Raw genomic sequence first — 16,124 nt, forward strand, 5'->3', positions numbered from 1 at the left:
GATCGACGAGCCGGTCAGGCACTTCCTTCGCCGGTGAGGCGCACGCACTCCGTGACGACGCTCCGCATGCTTCCGGTGCGCTCCAGGACGGCGCGCTGGACGGCGGCGCCGTTCCCGTCCCTGAGCAGTCCGGCCAGCGCGTCCTGGGCGGGCTTCGTGTCCCCGTGGTCGTCGAGGGCGTCTCTCACGTGATCGAAGAGTGCTCGGACGACCGTTTCGGCGGGAGCGGGGCGCATCGACAGGGGGTGGAGCAGCCGGTCTCCGAGGCCGTATCGGGCGGCCTGCCATGCGGCGAGCCTCAGCAGGTGTTCGCCGTGTCGCGCCGGGGCCTCCCCCGCCTGCCACTGCCGGGCGGCCGTCTCCACCAGCCCGCGGACGAGGACCGCATGCAGCACCGTCGAGTCCGGGTTCAGGCAGACGTCCGCGACTCGGACCTCGACCGTGGGATACCGGTGGGAGAGCCGGGCGTCGAAGTAGACCATGCCTTCGTCCCTGAGGACGCCGGTGCCGATCATGTCACGCACCTGCTGGTGGTACTGGTCGGCCGAGCCGAAGATCCCCGCGGGGCCGGCGGACGGCCACCGCCCCCACACCTGGCTGCGATAGCTGCTGTAGCGACTGTCCCTCCCCTGCCAGAAGGGCGAGTTGGCGCTCAGGGCGAGCAGAACGGACAGCCAGGGGCGGATCCGGTCCAGTACCGCGACGCCCTCCTCGTCCGAGTCGACCGAGACGTGGACATGACAGCCGCAGGTGAGCTGCTCCTGCAGGGTCAACCCGAAGCGCTCGGCCATCCAGTGGTACCGGCTGCCCACGGCGACGGAGGGACTGACCGGCAGGGGAGACGTGCCGAGCGCCGCCACGGCGACGCCGGTGTCCTCGGCGTGCCGCGCGGCCTCGGCCCGGCACCGGCGGATCTCGGCCGCGAGCTCCTCCATCCGGGTCTGCGGCCGGGTGGCGAACTCCAGTTGCTCACGCTGCAGCTCCGACTCGAAGACCTGCTGCTCCCCCGCGCTCTCCCTGGCGGCGGCGTCCAGAACGGCCGCCGAGACGGCGCGGGGCTCACCGCTCTCCGCGTCCACCAGGAGGAGCTCCTCCTCCACTCCCACGCTGCGCACGGCACGCACTCCTTCGCCGGTGCCGGCGGTCAGGAGGACCCGGCGCCGAGCGCGTCCAGGGCCTCGCCGAGCGAGGTGGCGGTTCGGAGCGACGCGTGCGGCCCGGCGGTCTCGAGAAGCGCCCGCACCGGAGGCGAAGGAGCGGCCACATAGAGTGACACCTCGTCCCGGAGCCTCATGAGGAGGGTGAGCATGGCCGGGTCGGCGGAGGTCACGGACTTCGTGTCCACCACGACCGCCCGGCCTTCGTCGACCACGTCGTCGAGCTGCCGCGATACGCCGGCCAGCGCATCCGGCCCGAGATCGCCGCCCAGGGTGACGACCCAGGCGTTTCCACGACGGCCGCAGCTGAGGACGCCGAGCACGGTGTCCGGGGCCGATGGGGTGTGGTCAGGTTCAGGCATCCCCCACGTCTAGCAAACTCGGCGGCCGACTTCCAGACGGACCGGCGTCGTCCGTGCCCCGTCCGGTGGCCGCGCGCACCCGGCCACCGCGGTCCTCGACGGCACTCCGGCCGTCCGCGCACAGGGGCGCTGCGGGTCTGTGCGTCCCGGCGCCCACCGGCCGTACGAGTGACACCCGTCCCGGCCCCGTTCGGCCGCGGACCACTGCCGTCGATCCGCCCGCGCCACGGCGGTCGGGAGCCTCTCAGTCGGTGTCCTCGCCGTTCCGCTGTTCGAGCGGGCGGACGGCCGGACCTTGCAGCACCTCGCCGTCCACGTCGAAACGCGAGCCGTGGCACGGGCACTCCCAGGCCGTCTCGGCATCGTTGAAGTGCACGATGCAGCCGAGGTGGGTGCAGCGTGCGGAGAGGCGGTGCAGGCGACCGGACGCGTCCCGGTGCACGGCGTGAAGGCCGCCGTGGGAGCCCCGCACCACCGCGCCGCCCCCGGGCGGAATGTCGTCCACGGAGTCGGCGTGACCGCCGGGCAGCCGGTCACCCACGAGGTGTTTGGCTGTCTTCGCCCACAGCCTCATGGCATTCGGGGCGTCGCTCGGGTGCAGCCGTACGGGGTCGTAGAGGCCGGCCCAGGGCGAGGAGCCGCCGGTCAGCTGCTCCGCGAGCAGCCGGCCCGCCATCACTCCCCCGCTCATGCCCCAGCCGCCGAAACCGGTGGCCACGTGGACCCGCCGGGTCAGGGGGTGCAGTCGGCCCACGTAGGGCACGTGGTCCGTGGAGAAGGCGTCCTGCGTCGCCCAGCGATGGGTCACCGCGAAGTCCCCGAAGTGCTGCTTTGCCCAGTGTTCGAGGCGGTCGAAGTGAGCGGCGGCACCGGCGTCCTTCGGGTCACCGGGGGTGAACTTCTCCCCGGTGACGACGAGCATGCGCCCATGGCTCTCGTGGGGAGCGGTGCGCACGGAACGGGTGCCTTGCTCCTCTGTGAGGAGCATGCCGACGGGTTCCGCGCCCCCGGGTGGCAGGGGCCCCGCGACGACGACCTCGCGGACGGGCTCCAGGCGGGTGAAGAGCAGGGCCCGGTCGAAGATCGGGTAGTGCGTGCAGACCACCACGTCGCGCGCGTCGACGGTCCTGCCTGCGCTCGTGGTCAGCCGGCACGGATCTCCCTCGTCGAGCCCGGTGACGCGGGTGCGTTCGACGATCGTGCCGCCGCGCCGCACGAAGTCCGCCGCGAGCGCCAGCAGGTACTTGCGCGGATGGAACTGCACTTGGTCGTCGAGGCGTACGGCGGCGGCCGCGGGGACGGGCAGGTCGACGTTCCGGAGCAGGGACACCGCCAGCCCGGCCTCCGCCGCGGCCTCCGCCTCACGGCACATGCGGTCCGCCTGAGCCCGTCGGGTGACGTACGTGCAGGCGGGAACATGTCCGAGATCGCAGTCGACGCCGAGCTGCTGGGCCACCGCCGCGACGTGGCGTACCGCGTCGGCCTGCGAGTCCGCGTACAGTCGGGCCGCGTCGGGGCCCCTCGTCGAACGTATTCGGCTGTACGCCGTGCCCTGCAGCGCCGACACCTTCGCCGATGTGTGGCCGGTGACGCCCCGGGCGATGCGGTCGGCCTCCACGAGCACGACCTGCCGGCCTGCACGGACCAGCTCCCACGCGGTGGAGAGTCCGGCGATGCCGCCGCCCACCACGGCGACATCGGCGCGGACGTCCTCGTGAAGAGACGGGTACTCGGGCCCCGGATCGTATTCCGCCCACAGGGAACCAGCGGGCCGCTCGGAGATCGCCATCAGTGTGCTCCTTGTCGGGGTGGGGTCGGTCGCCGCGGACAACGGGCCCGGCGGCTCCCGGCACTCGGTGGATGAACGCCTCCCCCGACGCGGCGCTAACGGTCCGGGCGGTCGCCCTGCGCCTCTTCCTGGGCCGCTTCGTTCGGTGTGAGGGCATCGCCCGCTCCTCGCCCCCGGCCGCCTTCGGTCACGTCGGCCGCCGCCTCTCGAACCTCCCTCCCGACCTCGTCCAAAGCGGTGCGCGGTACGTCCTTCCGCTGCGTGCCCTTCATGCCCGGATACCTCCTCATCCCTCGACGTCACATGGATTTCATGCCTCGGAGAGCGGTGGGACCCACGCCCCGCGGCGGCTGCGGTCATCCACCGAGTCCACCGCTGCCGAACGAGCCGCCGCCCCGATCGTCGTTCCGGGGACCTTCGCCGGGGTGCGCGCTCCGGGACCTGAGCTGATGCGGGTTCAACCGGGAGCCGTCGTCGGGAAAGGTCTCGCCATCCGAGTTCCGGCTCTCCTCGATGTGCGTGCGTCCCGCCGGGCGCCTGGGCTGCTCGGACGGCAACGGCCGGCGCGGCTGCGTCCTGCGACGCCGGATCGCCCACGGAATGACCCCGATCAGGACCGCGACGATCACGACTCCCGCGACGAACGGCCCGATGCCGCCCACGGCGGGATTGCCGGCTGCTTCGACAACGAGGGAGTCCGTACCGACGATCAGTGGATTCATGTCCTCCGCCTTCCGCTGGTGCCGGCGACGAGCACCGCCCGCCGCGGCGCACGCACCCCACAAGGGGACGACGCCCCGGCGGCCGGCCCGCACCGGCCTTCAGGAATCCGCCTGCCCCGCACATCACACGACACACACACCGCCTTGTCCGACCGGCGTCCGTCATGCCTGCGTGTCACTCGGCTCGAGGGCGTACAGCAGCTGCTGGGTCTCGGCCACCACACCGCCCAGAGAGGTGGCCGTCTCCTGGTCCTCGCTGATGACCAGGGCTTTCAGGCGGCTGTGAGCGCTCCACGCTCGCGACAACGCCTCCTCCCGACGCGGGGCGAGCCCGGGCTCCGCCTCGGGGTCGCGAGCAGGAACGCTCACCGGCACCGCTGCCGGCACACAGGCATCGGCCGCTCGGCGCAGTACCTCGCCGAGGGGCCCCAGCGCATCGACATGGGGAGGGCGCAGTGCGGGGGTGTCGCCGGCGGCGTCCGCGAGGAGGCGCGTCAGGGACATGAGGTGGTGGGCGACCCGCTCCCACGCGGTGTCCAGTTCGGTGGGCGGGAGGGCGGGGCCACGCCGTCGAAGGCGGTGGCCGGGGTTGAGGCGGTAGCTCTCCCGCGTCCAGCCGCGTGCCTCGCTCAGGGCCCTCAGATTGCCGTGGACGGCGCGCGCGTGATCGTGCCAGCGCTCGGCGTCCGCCCGCTCGTAGCCGTCCTCCATGCCTGCCGCCATGGTGCGCAGGAGCCGCTCGGTGTCCCGCGGCAGCCGGTCCAGATGGGCGCGTACGTCCTTCAGGTGCACCGGGGGCAGGACGAGCGCGTTCACGCCGATCCCGACGAGGGCTCCGACCAGCGTCTCCAGCAACCTGTGCCCCACGTCGGAGAAGGACGTGGAACCGTAGGCCAGTACGAAGAGGGCGGTGGTGGGAGCGTAGATGCCCTGCGTACCGAAGCGGGTCCAGTTGCCCAGCAGCACGGTGGCGGGCAGGACCAGCACCATCGCCGCGGTGCTGTTTCCCGTGGCCGCGGCCGCACCGGCGGCGAGCGCCGCACCGAAGGCGATGACGACGACCTGCTGCACGGCGGACACCAGGGAGCGGTAGACGGTGCTCTGCACCAGCGCCACGGCGGCCCACGGTGCCATCAGGGCCATGGGCGCCTCCCACCACCAGCCCGCCACCGCCCAGGCCAGTACGGCCGCGGCGGCCGCCTTCATCGACTGGACCAGGGTGTTGCGCTCGCGCCCGGGCCCTCGCACCGCCCGCAGCACCGATCGCCCTACAGCCGCCGCCTCCCAACGCAGCCGACGCCACCACTGCACGTGTCTCTCCCGTTCCGCTCGGGGTCGGATTTCCTCGCACCCGCACCACCGGTGGCGACGGGCCGCCGCCGGGCGGGCATCCGGCCCGCGGTGCCTGCGACGCGGCGGGTGCCCGCGGCGCCGTGGGGCGAAACGGCACGTGTACGGGGTGCCGGAGGGGGCACGCGCCAGTCGGAGAGCCGGATGGCGGGGGCGTGGGTGTGCACGGCGCGCCCACGCGGTACGACCAGGTGTGCACAGCGCGAAACAGGTGAAGGGGGACACATGAACAAGATGAAGCTGAAGCGGAAGGGCAAGGTCCCGCTCGTCTACAAGCCGGTCGGCTTCGCCCTGGGCTGGGGTGGCGGCGCGCTCGCCGGACTGGCCTTCCAGAAGGCGTGGAAGGCGTTGCGCCACGAGGACGACGCGCCCGACGCCCTGGACCCCGACCGGAAGTGGGGCGAGATCCTGCTCGCGGCGGCCGTGCAGGGTGCCATCTTCGCCGTCGTGCGCAGCGTGGTCGACCGGTCCGGCGCCAAGGCCGTGCACCGCGCGACCGGTGTCTGGCCGAGCGGCGACAGGACCGGCAGGGACTGAGGCCCGGCGGATCGCCCTGGCTGGGCGGGGGTGGTTTCGGCGCGGTCCCCGGGGACTTCCGCCACCGGACCGGAACCGGCCTCGCCGACCCGCCCTCCCCCGCCCGCGAAGGACGGTCCCCGGCGCCGCCCGGACGTCGGCCGCGGAGGCGACGAAGCGCCGCGGGGCGGGACGGGAAGGCCCCCGCCACGCGGAGCCGGGGCGACGCGCCCCTGCTTCCGGGACCACCCCCGAGGGCGCCCGTCCCCGGTCCCGCGCGCCCGATCAGAGCACCCGGACGCCGATGAGGCAGGTGTCGTCGTCGGTGTCGGACTTGCTGTGGGTGAGCAGGTGGTCCAGTCGCCGTTCCAGGGTCGCGGACGCGGTCCGGGCGGTGCCGAGCAACTGGGTCAGGGAGTCGTGGACGGAGGTGTCCCGGCGCTCCACGAGGCCGTCGGTGTACATCAGGAGGGTGTCGCCCGGCTCCAGTTGGACGTCGGACTCCTCGTACTGCGCGTCGCCGAGGGCGCCCAGGAGCAGGCCACCGGGCATGGGGAGGGTGGTCGCGTCGGCACCGCGCACGAGGACCGGGGGCAGGTGCCCTGCCCTGGCCCAGCGCAGCACGCGGGTCTCGGGGTCGTACAGGCCGCAGACCGCGGTGGCGGTGACGTGCTCGGTCAGATGGTGCGCCACGATGTTCAGCCAGGACAGCAGCTGGGCCGGGCCGGCGCCGGTGACCGCGAGGCCGCGCACGGCGTTGCGGAGCACGACCATGCCGGTGGCCGCCTCGATGCCGTGCCCGGCGACGTCGCCCACGCACAGCAGGATGCGCTTGGACGGCAGCACGACCGCGTCGTACCAGTCGCCGCCGACCAGGGACTCCGATTCGGCGGGCCGGTAGCGGACGGCGACCTCGAGGCCGGGGGCGTCGAGCGGTGCGCGGCGCGGCGGCATGATGGCGTGCTGGAGCTGCAGCGCGAGCCTGTTGCGCTCGGCCGACTCCTTCTCGGTGTGCTCCAGTTGGTCGCGGGTGGCGGCCAGCGCGACCTCGGTCCAGTGCTGCGAGGAGATGTCCTGATAGGCCCCGCGCACGGCGATGAGGCGGTTCTCGGCGTCGAGGACGGGTTCGGCGATGACCCGGATGTGCCGGGTGACGCCGTCGGGGCGCCGCAGGCGGAACGCCGTGGAGGCGGGCCGTCGGTGGTGCAGCACGGCCTGCAGGAATCGGCCGATGGTGACCGCGTCGTCGGGGTGCGCGTGGGCGGAGACATCCTCCAGGTGGACGGGGCTGTCGGTGACGGCGCGGCCGTACAGGGCGAACAGCTGCCCGTTCCAGGTGACTTCGCCGCTGACCAGGTTCTCCTCGAAGCCCCCTATGCGCCCGAGGCGCTGGGCGTGCTGGAGCAGACTGGCCAGGCGCGCGGTCTCGTCCTCGATGCGCCAGATGAGCAGCACGGCGTGGCCGTGCCGGCTGATGCTGAGGTCGGCGACGGTGTCGAGCGGCACCTGGTCGACGAGAGCGGTGAGGGTCATCCGCCGGGCCCGGAACGGCTCACCCGTCGCGTAGACGCGTTCGACCTTGTCGAAGAGGTCGCTGTCCGCCGCTGCCATGGGGTACGCCTCGAGCAGCAGGGCGCCGCCGACGGCGCTGCGGGGCCGGCCCGCCGGGTCGAGGAAACGGCTGTTGGCGTGGCGGACCCGGAAGTCGGTGAGATGGCCTTGGGCGTCGAGGTGCGGGGTGAGGACGAGCGCGGGGTCGTGGAGCCCTTCGGACAGCTCCACGAGCTCGGCCACGCCGGCGGACTCCCGCGGCGCGTGGAGACCCGCGCCTGCGGGTGCGCTCTCCAGTGTGTGTGCGCACAGTTCGGCCAGCGCGTCGAGCTGGCGCTCGACGGCGGGCCCCCGGTCGGGAAGCAGCTGCGGCCAGCAGATCTCCAGAACTCCGTGGATCCTGCCGCCGGTTCCGGCCGGGAGGGCGATCCGGCCGCCCTCCGCGCTTCGGCCGTGGCCGATGGACGGCACTCCCGCCTCGGCGAGGCACGGAACGTGCACCGGGCGCCGCTCGCCGAGCGCCTGTCGGGCGACGGTGGCCACGCCGGGCGGCACGTAGCGCCAGCGTGCCGCCTCGTCCGGGCTGAAGCCTGCGTGGCCGCTGAGCGAGAGGGAGCCGTCCGCCCCCGCGGTCCAGACGGCCACGGCCGTCGCCCCCAGCGGGACGAGGGCGTGCTCGAGCAGCGACTCGGCGACCGCCTGGGTGTCGCCCGAGGCCAGTGCGGCGCTCTCGGCCGTGCGCAGCCGGACGGAGACGGACCGGCCCGGTCCCTCCGTGTCCGCGTCCCGGTGTCCTTGGGCGCGCCGGACGAACTCGCCCGCGATCTCCGCGACTTCGTCGCGGGCGGCCTGGTTGATGATGTCCGCGGCGAGTTCGAGCTGCGAAAGGCCCGCCTGGTCGGCGAGTTCGGCCAGTTGGGCGGCCGCCTGGGCGGGCCCGCAGCTGAGGCGTTCGATCAGAACGCCCTTGGCGAGCTCGACGAGGGCCCGCCCGTCGGCGGCGGCGTGCGCGGCTCGGACCTCCTTGCGGAGCCGTTCCACGGTGGCCGCGAGACGGCCGACGCTGGAGGTGCGGTCCCCCGTCTCCCCCGGCCCGGTGGGGTCGTGGGGTGCACCGGGCGCGCCCGCCCCCGGGGGCAGCGGACTCGCTCCCGGTTCCGTGCCGTGCGCCGGATCCGGCCCCGGCCAGGCACCGGACGGCACCCCCGCGCCGAGTGCCGGGACGGCCCCGGGGGCGAGCAGCGCGTCGTCACCGGGCGGGTTCCCGGCGGGCTCGGTTCGGCTCATGGCGCTGCGGACTCCTCGGGGTGAGGGTGGTGAGGGAGGCCGTGCGTGCTCCGGCACGGGTCGTTCACCGCGGTGCGGTGTGTGTCACGGGGCACTGAGCCACCTGCGGAGGCAGGCCACGAGGTCGTCGGCGTTCACGGGCTTGGTGACATAGTCGCTGGCCCCCGCGGCGAGGCTCTTCTCCCGGTCGCCGGGCATCGCCTTCGCCGTGACCGTGATGATCGGCAACGCCGTGTGCTCGGGCATCTGTCGGATCTTGGACGTGGCTGCGTAGCCGTCCATCTCCGGCATCATCACGTCCATCAGGATCAGGTCGATCTCGGGGTGCTCGGCCAGCTTGTCGATGCCCTGGCGGCCGTTCTCGGCGTGGAGCACGCGGATGCCGTGCAGTTCGAGGATGCCGCTGAGCGCGTACAGGTTGCGGGCGTCGTCGTCGACGACGAGGACCGTACGGCCCTGGAGTCCCCCGGCGGCACTCGGTGGCTGCTGGTGGCTCTCCTCCGCCCTGACCAACGGCACGACGTCCCCGGGCTGCTCGGCCGAGAGGTACAGGGTGATGCGTTCGCGGAGTTCGTCCAGGCTGGACAGCAGTTCCAGCGGCCGCTCGTGGACGCGGGACTGGAGGGCGTGCTCGTCCGCCGCGTCCAGCCGGCGGTTGTTGTGGGCGAGTACCGGTACGGTCCGCAGCGCGGCGTCCCCGTCCATCGCGTCGAGGAAGCGCAGGGCCCGCCCGTCGGCCATGTCGAGTTCGAGGACCACGCAGTGGAAGGGGTCGGTGGCGAGGGCTGCGGCCGCCTCCTCCGGCCCGACCGAGGCGACGACCTCGAAGTCGTCGCGGTCGGGCAGGTCCCCACCCGCGAGTTCGCCGACCGCGCTCTCGGCCACGAGCGACAGCAGACCGCGGGGGCGCTCCTCGATCACCAGGAGCCGCCGGGGCTGCCGGGCGCGGGCGGCGCCGAAGACCCCGTTGGGCCGCTCACCCTCGTTGGCCTCCGCTGCCTCCCCGGTCCCGGCCGGGGGGAGGGCTGGGTCGTCGGTCCGGCTCTGGAAGCCGGTCCGTGCCACGGGGAGGTAGAGGGTGAAGGTGCTGCCCCGGCCGAGTGCGCTCTCGGCGGTCACCGCGCCGCCGAGCAGATGCGCGATCTCACGGCTGATGGACAGTCCCAGGCCCGTGCCGCCGTACTTGCGGCTGGTCGTGCCGTCCGCCTGCTGGAAGGCACCGAAGATGACCTCCAGTTGCTGCTCGGCGATGCCGATGCCGGTGTCCTTGACGCGGAAGGCCACCACGGCGCCTCCGCGGTGGACGGAGTCGGGCAGTTCGCCGTCGGACGCCGGTTCGATGCGCAGTTCGACGCTGCCGCGCTCGGTGAACTTGACCGCGTTGGAGATGAGGTTGCGCAGTACCTGGCGGAGCCGGGAGTCGTCGGTGACCAGGTCGGCCGGGACACCGGGCGCGGTGGAGATGGTGAAGTCGAGGCTCTTCTGCGTCGTCACCGGCCGGAACGTCGCCTCGACGTAGTCGAGCAGCGGACGCAGCGCGATGCGCTCCGGGTTGAGGTCCATCTTGCCCGCCTCGACCTTGGACAGGTCGAGGATGTCGTTGATGAGCTGGAGCAGATCGGATCCGGCGGAGTGGATGATGCCGGCGTACTCGACCTGCTTGGGGGTGAGGTTGCGGGTCGGGTTCTGGGCCAGCAACTGGGCGAGGATCAGCAGGCTGTTGAGCGGGGTGCGCAGCTCGTGACTCATGTTGGCCAGGAACTCCGACTTGTACCGGGACGCGAGCGCGAGTTGCTGGGCGCGGTCCTCGAGTTCCTGACGGGCCTGCTCGATCTCGAGGTTCTTGCCCTCGATGGCGCTGTTGCGGTCCGCCAGCAGGGCGGCCTTCTCCTCCAGTTCGGCGTTGGACCGCTGCAGTTCGTCCTGCTGGACCTGCAGTTCCTCGGAGCGGGACTGCAGCTCCGTCGCCAGGCGCTGCGACTCGCCGAGCAGTTCGTCGGTGCGGGCGTTGGCGACGATGGTGTTGACGTTGACGCCGATCATCTCCATGAGCTGGCCGAGGAAGTCCCGGTGGACCGGTGTGAAGGACGTGAACGAGGCCAGTTCGATGACGCCGAGGACCTGTTCTTCGACCACGACGGGCAGCACGATCAGACTCCCCGGCGTGGTACGGCCGAGCCCGGAGGAGATGACGTAGTCGCCCGGCACGTTGTCGGCGGCGATCGTACGGCGGCTGAGGGCGGCCTGGCCGACCAGGGACTCGCCCAGCCTGAACCGGTCCTGGCCGGGCGTGCCGGCGGGGCGGCCGTAGGAGCCGACGAGCCGGAGCTCGGTGTCGTCCCGGGTCTCCTCGGCGAGGTAGAACGCGCCGTACTGGGCGGACACGAGCGGGGTCAGCTCGTCCATGACCAGCTCGGCCACCACCGCCAGATCGCGATGGCCCTGCATCAGCCCGGAGATCCGGGCGAGGTTGGTCTTGAGCCAGTCCTGTTCCTGGTTGGCGCGGGTGGTGGCGCGCAGGGACTCCACCATCGCGTTGATGTTGTCCTTGAGTTCGGAGACCTCGCCCGAGGCGTCGACGGTGATGGACCGGGTGAGGTCGCCCTCGGCGACGGCGCTGGTGACCTCGGCGATGGCGCGGACCTGGCGGGTGAGGTTCCCGGCCAGCTCGTTGACGTTCTCCGTGAGCCGCTTCCAGGTGCCGGAGACGCCCTCGACCTCGGCCTGGCCGCCCAGCCGCCCCTCGCTGCCGACCTCACGGGCGACCCGGGTGACCTCGGCGGCGAACGACGACAACTGGTCGACCATCGTGTTGATGGTCGTCTTCAACTCCAGGATCTCCCCCCGCGCATCCACGTCGATCTTCTTCGACAGATCGCCGTTGGCGACGGCCGTGGTGACCTGCGCGATGTTGCGCACCTGGTTGGTCAGGTTGGTCGCCATGGAGTTGACGTGGTCGGTGAGGTCCTTCCAGGTGCCGGCGACGTTCGGTACCCGGGCCTGGCCGCCGAGCCGGCCCTCGGTGCCCACCTCGCGGGCGACGCGGGTGACCTCGTCGGCGAACGCCGAGAGCGTGTCCACCATGGTGTTGATCACTTCGGCCAGCGCGGCGACCTCGCCCTTGGCCTCGACCGTGATCTTCCGGGACAGGTCGCCGCGGGCCACGGCGGTGGCCACCTGGGCGATGGAACGGACCTGCCCGGTCAGGTTGGAGGCCATGACGTTGACGTTGTCGGTCAGGTCCTTCCAGGTACCGGAGGCACCGCGGACCGTCGCCTGGCCGCCGAGGTTGCCCTCGGTGCCCACCTCGCGGGCGACGCGGGTGACCTCGTCGGCGAAGGAGGACAGCTGGTCGACCATCGTGTTGATGGTCTCCTTCAGCTCCAGGATCTCCCCCCGCGCATCCACGCGGATCTTCTGGGTGAGGTCGCCCTGGGCCACGGCCGTGGTGACCTGGGCGATGGAGCGGACCTGGGCGGTGAGGTTGTCGCCCATCACGTTCACCGACTCGGTGAGGTCCTTCCACGTGCCGGAGACGCCCTTGACGTCGGCCTGCCCGCCCAGCCGGCCCTCGGTGCCCACCTCGCGGGCGACGCGCGTCACTTCGGCGGCGAAGGAGGACAGCTGGTCGACCATCGTGTTGATGGTCTCCTTCAGCTCCAGGATCTCCCCCCGCGCATCCACGTCGATCTTCTGCGACAGGTCGCCGCGCGCCACCGCCGTCGCCACCTGGGCGATCGAACGCACCTGGGCCGTGAGGTTGCCGGCCATGAAGTTCACGGAGTCGGTCAGGTCCCGCCAGGTGCCGGAGACGCCCTTGACGTCGGCCTGCCCGCCCAGCCGGCCCTCGGTGCCGACCTCGCGGGCGACGCGGGTGACCTCGTCGGCGAACGCCGAGAGCTGGTCGACCATCGTGTTGATGGTCTCCTTCAGCTCCAGGATCTCCCCCCGCGCGTCCACGTCGATCTTCTGCGACAGGTCGCCGCGCGCCACCGCCGTGGCCACCTGGGCGATGTCCCGCACCTGCGTGGTGAGGTTGCCCGCCATCGCGTTCACCGAGTCGGTCAGATCGGCCCACGTTCCCGAGACACCGGGGACCTCGGCCTGGCCCCCGAGCGTCCCTTCGGTGCCGACCTCGCGGGCGACCCGGGTCACCTCGGAGGTGAACAGCGAGAGTTGGTCGACCATGCCGTTGAACACACCGGCGATCTCGCCGAGCAGGCCGTCGGCGTCGTCCGGGAGCCGGGTGCCGAAGTCCCCGTCCCGTACGGCCGTGAGCCCGGCCAGCAGTTGCCGCAGCTCGGGCTCTCCCACGGCGCCCCCGTCGTGCCCCGTGCGCTGCACCGGACGCGTCTTCCCCACCGTCGTCTCAGCCATGACCACCCTCGTTAGCCTGACCCGTCTCCGCCCGCCGACGACGGGTGGAGCGCTGCGGCCCCCCGGCGGAGGGCCCACCCCCGTGCCCCGCCGCACGACCGGTCCGGAAACCGTTGTCGTGCGACAAAATACGAGGCAGCGTACCGTGCCGCGGTCCTGCGTGTGCACAGCGCCCGGCGTATCGGACGGTCGCCGGGCGGCGGCGGACCGGGGTGTGCGGGCGGGGCTCGACGTCCTTCGGCGCCGCGGTGGACCGGGATTCGCGGGCGCCCGGGGTGCGTTCCGCGGCGCCGCGGCCACCCGCGCGGGCGGGAGCGGTGGCGCCCCGTCCGGTCGCCGTCAGGCTTCCGCCCGGTGACCCGGCGCCCCGTCACTGTGCGCGGCTGTCTGGCGGTTGCCGTGCCATTCGCAGATCAGGACGGTGGCGTCGTCCTTGAGCTTGCCGTCGTGGTGGTCGAGGACCGCGTGAATGAGCCGCCGCAGGGTTTCCGGCACGGGCAGTCCGTCCGCCTGACGCCTGATGACGAAGTCGACGAAACGGCCGAGTCCGAACTCCTCGCCGGCGGCATCGCGGGCTTCGGTGATGCCGTCCGTGTACAGCACGATCCGGTCGCCGGGCTGCAACTGCTCACGGCACACCGTGAGCGGCATGCCCAGTTCGGTGCCCAGCGGGTGGTGCGGCGGGCATTCCAGATGCGTGACCCAGCGGCCGTCGCGGATGAGTACCGGTGGCAGATGACCGCAGGTGACCCACGTCAGGCGGCCGGTGACCAGGTCGAGGTCGGCCAGCAGGGCCGTGGTGTAGCAGGCATGGCCGAACTGCCGGACCAGCAGCTGCTCGACGGCCCGGCACACGTCCGGCAGCGAGGCGCCGTGACGACGCTGGTTGCGGCACACGGCCATCGCCAGGTTCGCGGTCAGGCCCGCCGCCGTGTCGTGCCCCATGGCGTCGAAGACGGCGAGGTGGGCCACGTCGGCGGCCAGGGCGTAGTCGAACGCGTCCCCGGCGGTCTCGTACGCCGGTTCCATCTGCGCGGCGATGGTGACCGTGCCGTTGGCGAAGGTCCGGGGCGGCATCAGGGTCCACTGCATCTCGGCCGAGACCGTCATGGGACGCACCCGGGTCAGACGGGCGAAGGAATCGCTGTTGGCTCGTTTGGACACCAGCAGCAGACCCACCACCGACGCCAGCGCCTCCATCGCCTCGGCGGCGCCGCCGCTCCCGTCCGGCCGGGCGTCGACGCGCAGCACCCCCAGGCGCTCGGTGCCGTCCAGGACCGGCAGCCAGTGCTGCTCCCGGTCCTCGATCACGGTGGGCAGCGCCTGGGCGGTCATGAACGCCCTGCCCGCCATGGTGGCGTCGATGCGCAGCTCCTGACCGTCCAGACCGGCGTCGATGCCACGGCCGGTGACCTCTCGCAGGTAGTCCTGCTGCAGATCGGCGACGAAGACACGGACGTCGTCCAGGCCGGCGTACCGGGCGCTCTCGGCCACCAGGGCCGGCAACTGCTCGAAGGTGGCCAGGTGTGAGGCTCTGAGCAACCCGCTCAGCATGCGGCTGGTGTCGTGCGTCGCCATGACGGGCCCATCGGGAGGAGAAGGCCCGCGTCCGCCCGTCGACCTCGACGTACGAGAGGGCCACAGTCCTGCTGCGCGGCGGACGAGAAGCGAGAAACCGCCTGCGACCTCAGCCTACGCTTCGCCGGGGGACGGGGACCGGCCTGCCGACCGGAGGTCCGGAGACGAGCCCGGGGCGGTCCGCAGGATGGCGGGCAGCCGCTGCGGGCCCGGAGCGCATGCCGCGCATTCCCGGCGCCTTCAGCCCGCGAGCCGCGCCCGGACCTCGGGGGTCAGCGCGCCTCGGCTTCCGGGCCGACGACGCGGTCGGCCTCGTCCGCGACGAGCAGGGAGAGCAGCGCGGCCACCGTGAGCCCCGACTCGGCCGGGTGCCGCAGCACCTTCGCCTGCTCGATGCGGTAGTTGTTCGTGCGCCCCTCACGTGTGTGGGACAGATACCCCGCCTGTTCCAGGTCGGCGATGATCTTCTGTACGGCCCGCTCCGTGAGTCGGCAGTGCGCTGCGATGTCCCGGATGCGCACGTTCGAGTTGTCGGCGATGGCGGCGAGCACACGGGCGTGGTTCGTGATGAACGTCCACCCGTTGTGCGGTTCTGGAACTGCACCCATGGCTTGATCCTATGGCCGAAGAGGACGCAAGAGAAGACATGAACAGAGTTTCGTGTAACTCTTGACGGGTCACATGCTCGGGGGTGACCTTGGAGGGGAGAAGACCGGTGGACTTGGGAGAGGCCGCCATGGCAGAGCATGAGTACGTACACGGATCCGGATCGTGGGGTGCGGCGACAGCGGCTGCCGCAGCCCCGGCGGCGACCCCGCCGCCCTTCACGACGGACACCTACCCCGGGAGCGACGGGCGCCTGGTGGTGGTGATCCGCGGTGAGCTCGACTTCGACACGGCTCCGGTGCTGAGGCTCGCCCTGCGGGAGGCACTGGGACGGTCGCGCACCGGCCTGGAGCTGGACCTCCAGGGCGTGCCCTTCCTGGACTGCTCGGGACTCAATGTGCTCCTCGGGGTGCGGGACGAGGCGCGGGACCGGGGGAAATGCATGACCCTCGGCGCCCGAAGCCCCGCTGTGGTGCGGCTCCTCGACCTGAGTGGCACCGCCTCCCAGTTCCCCTGCCCGCGGTAGGGAGCCGGGGTCACCGGGCGTCCCGGGGAACGTACACGGCGGGCACACGCCGTGACCGCCGACGCGGATCCCACCCGGCCGCGGGCCGGAGCGGACGCGGGGGCCCGGGCCGCCGGGCGGAAGCCCTGCTCGCCTTCCAGGAGCCGCGCTCGCCGGCGGGCGCCGTGCCGCCGAGGCACCGGCACCCCGCGGTGGGGGGGGGGGGGGGGGGGGCGCGGGGGGGGGGGGGGGGGGGGGCGCGCGCGGGCGCGCCGGGGGACGGCGCGGGGCGGGGCCGCCGCCCCCCGCGCGCGCCGGGGCGGG

The 16,124-nt window shown here is 72.6% G+C and carries 12 protein-coding genes; 2 read left to right on the plus strand and 10 right to left on the minus strand.

What is annotated here, in order from left to right:
- Positions 1-14: 14 nt before the first annotated feature.
- From AB0J10_RS03915 to AB0J10_RS03940, 6 genes are all read right to left on the minus strand, one after another.
- Positions 15-1,115 (minus strand): glutamate--cysteine ligase, encoded by a 1,101-nt coding sequence (locus AB0J10_RS03915; RefSeq protein ID WP_363057466.1) that lies wholly within the window; start codon positions 1,113-1,115, stop codon positions 15-17.
- Between the two features lie 29 nt (positions 1,116-1,144).
- On the minus strand, positions 1,145-1,519 hold the full coding sequence (locus tag AB0J10_RS03920) for an STAS domain-containing protein (protein WP_363057468.1): 375 nt from the start codon (positions 1,517-1,519) through the stop codon (positions 1,145-1,147).
- Positions 1,520-1,763: 244 nt separating this feature from the next.
- Positions 1,764-3,308, minus strand: a complete 1,545-nt coding sequence (locus AB0J10_RS03925; protein ID WP_363057470.1) for an FAD-dependent oxidoreductase — start codon at positions 3,306-3,308, stop codon at positions 1,764-1,766.
- A gap of 95 nt (positions 3,309-3,403) precedes the next feature.
- Positions 3,404-3,580: a hypothetical protein gene (locus AB0J10_RS03930; protein ID WP_363057472.1), complete on the minus strand. Its 177-nt coding sequence runs from the start codon at positions 3,578-3,580 to the stop codon at positions 3,404-3,406.
- Positions 3,581-3,664: 84 nt separating this feature from the next.
- Entirely contained in the window at positions 3,665-4,030 is a 366-nt protein-coding gene (locus tag AB0J10_RS03935) for a DUF6479 family protein (protein WP_363057474.1), read from the minus strand.
- A 162-nt stretch (positions 4,031-4,192) separates the two neighbouring features.
- Positions 4,193-5,341, minus strand: coding sequence for an aromatic acid exporter family protein (locus tag AB0J10_RS03940; RefSeq protein ID WP_363057476.1), 1,149 nt, complete (start codon positions 5,339-5,341; stop codon positions 4,193-4,195).
- A gap of 264 nt (positions 5,342-5,605) precedes the next feature.
- Here AB0J10_RS03940 and AB0J10_RS03945 point away from each other — a divergent pair, with 264 nt between their 5' ends.
- The gene (locus AB0J10_RS03945; protein WP_269727092.1) at positions 5,606-5,917 is read left to right on the plus strand and encodes a DUF4235 domain-containing protein; all 312 of its coding nucleotides are present in this window, start codon (positions 5,606-5,608) and stop codon (positions 5,915-5,917) included.
- 264 nt (positions 5,918-6,181) lie between these two features.
- Here the strand turns inward: AB0J10_RS03945 and AB0J10_RS03950 are convergent, their stop codons facing one another.
- The 4 genes from AB0J10_RS03950 to AB0J10_RS03965 form a co-directional block, all read right to left on the minus strand.
- On the minus strand, positions 6,182-8,734 hold the full coding sequence (locus AB0J10_RS03950) for a SpoIIE family protein phosphatase (RefSeq protein WP_363057478.1): 2,553 nt from the start codon (positions 8,732-8,734) through the stop codon (positions 6,182-6,184).
- 84 nt (positions 8,735-8,818) lie between these two features.
- Complete coding sequence (locus AB0J10_RS03955; protein WP_363057480.1) at positions 8,819-13,111, minus strand: HAMP domain-containing protein; 4,293 nt, start codon at positions 13,109-13,111, stop codon at positions 8,819-8,821.
- A 339-nt stretch (positions 13,112-13,450) separates the two neighbouring features.
- Positions 13,451-14,689: a PP2C family protein-serine/threonine phosphatase gene (locus AB0J10_RS03960; protein WP_363057482.1), complete on the minus strand. Its 1,239-nt coding sequence runs from the start codon at positions 14,687-14,689 to the stop codon at positions 13,451-13,453.
- Positions 14,690-14,961: 272 nt separating this feature from the next.
- Complete coding sequence (locus AB0J10_RS03965) at positions 14,962-15,297, minus strand: helix-turn-helix domain-containing protein (protein ID WP_363057484.1); 336 nt, start codon at positions 15,295-15,297, stop codon at positions 14,962-14,964.
- Between the two features lie 128 nt (positions 15,298-15,425).
- Between AB0J10_RS03965 and AB0J10_RS03970 the strand changes: the two genes are divergently transcribed.
- A complete protein-coding gene (locus tag AB0J10_RS03970) occupies positions 15,426-15,821 on the plus strand; it encodes an STAS domain-containing protein (RefSeq protein WP_363057486.1) in 396 nt (131 codons plus the stop codon).
- The last annotated feature ends 303 nt before the right edge of the window (positions 15,822-16,124 follow it).

The sequence above is a fragment of the Streptomyces sp. NPDC049887 genome (assembly GCF_040656535.1).
Taxonomy (GTDB): domain Bacteria; phylum Actinomycetota; class Actinomycetes; order Streptomycetales; family Streptomycetaceae; genus Streptomyces.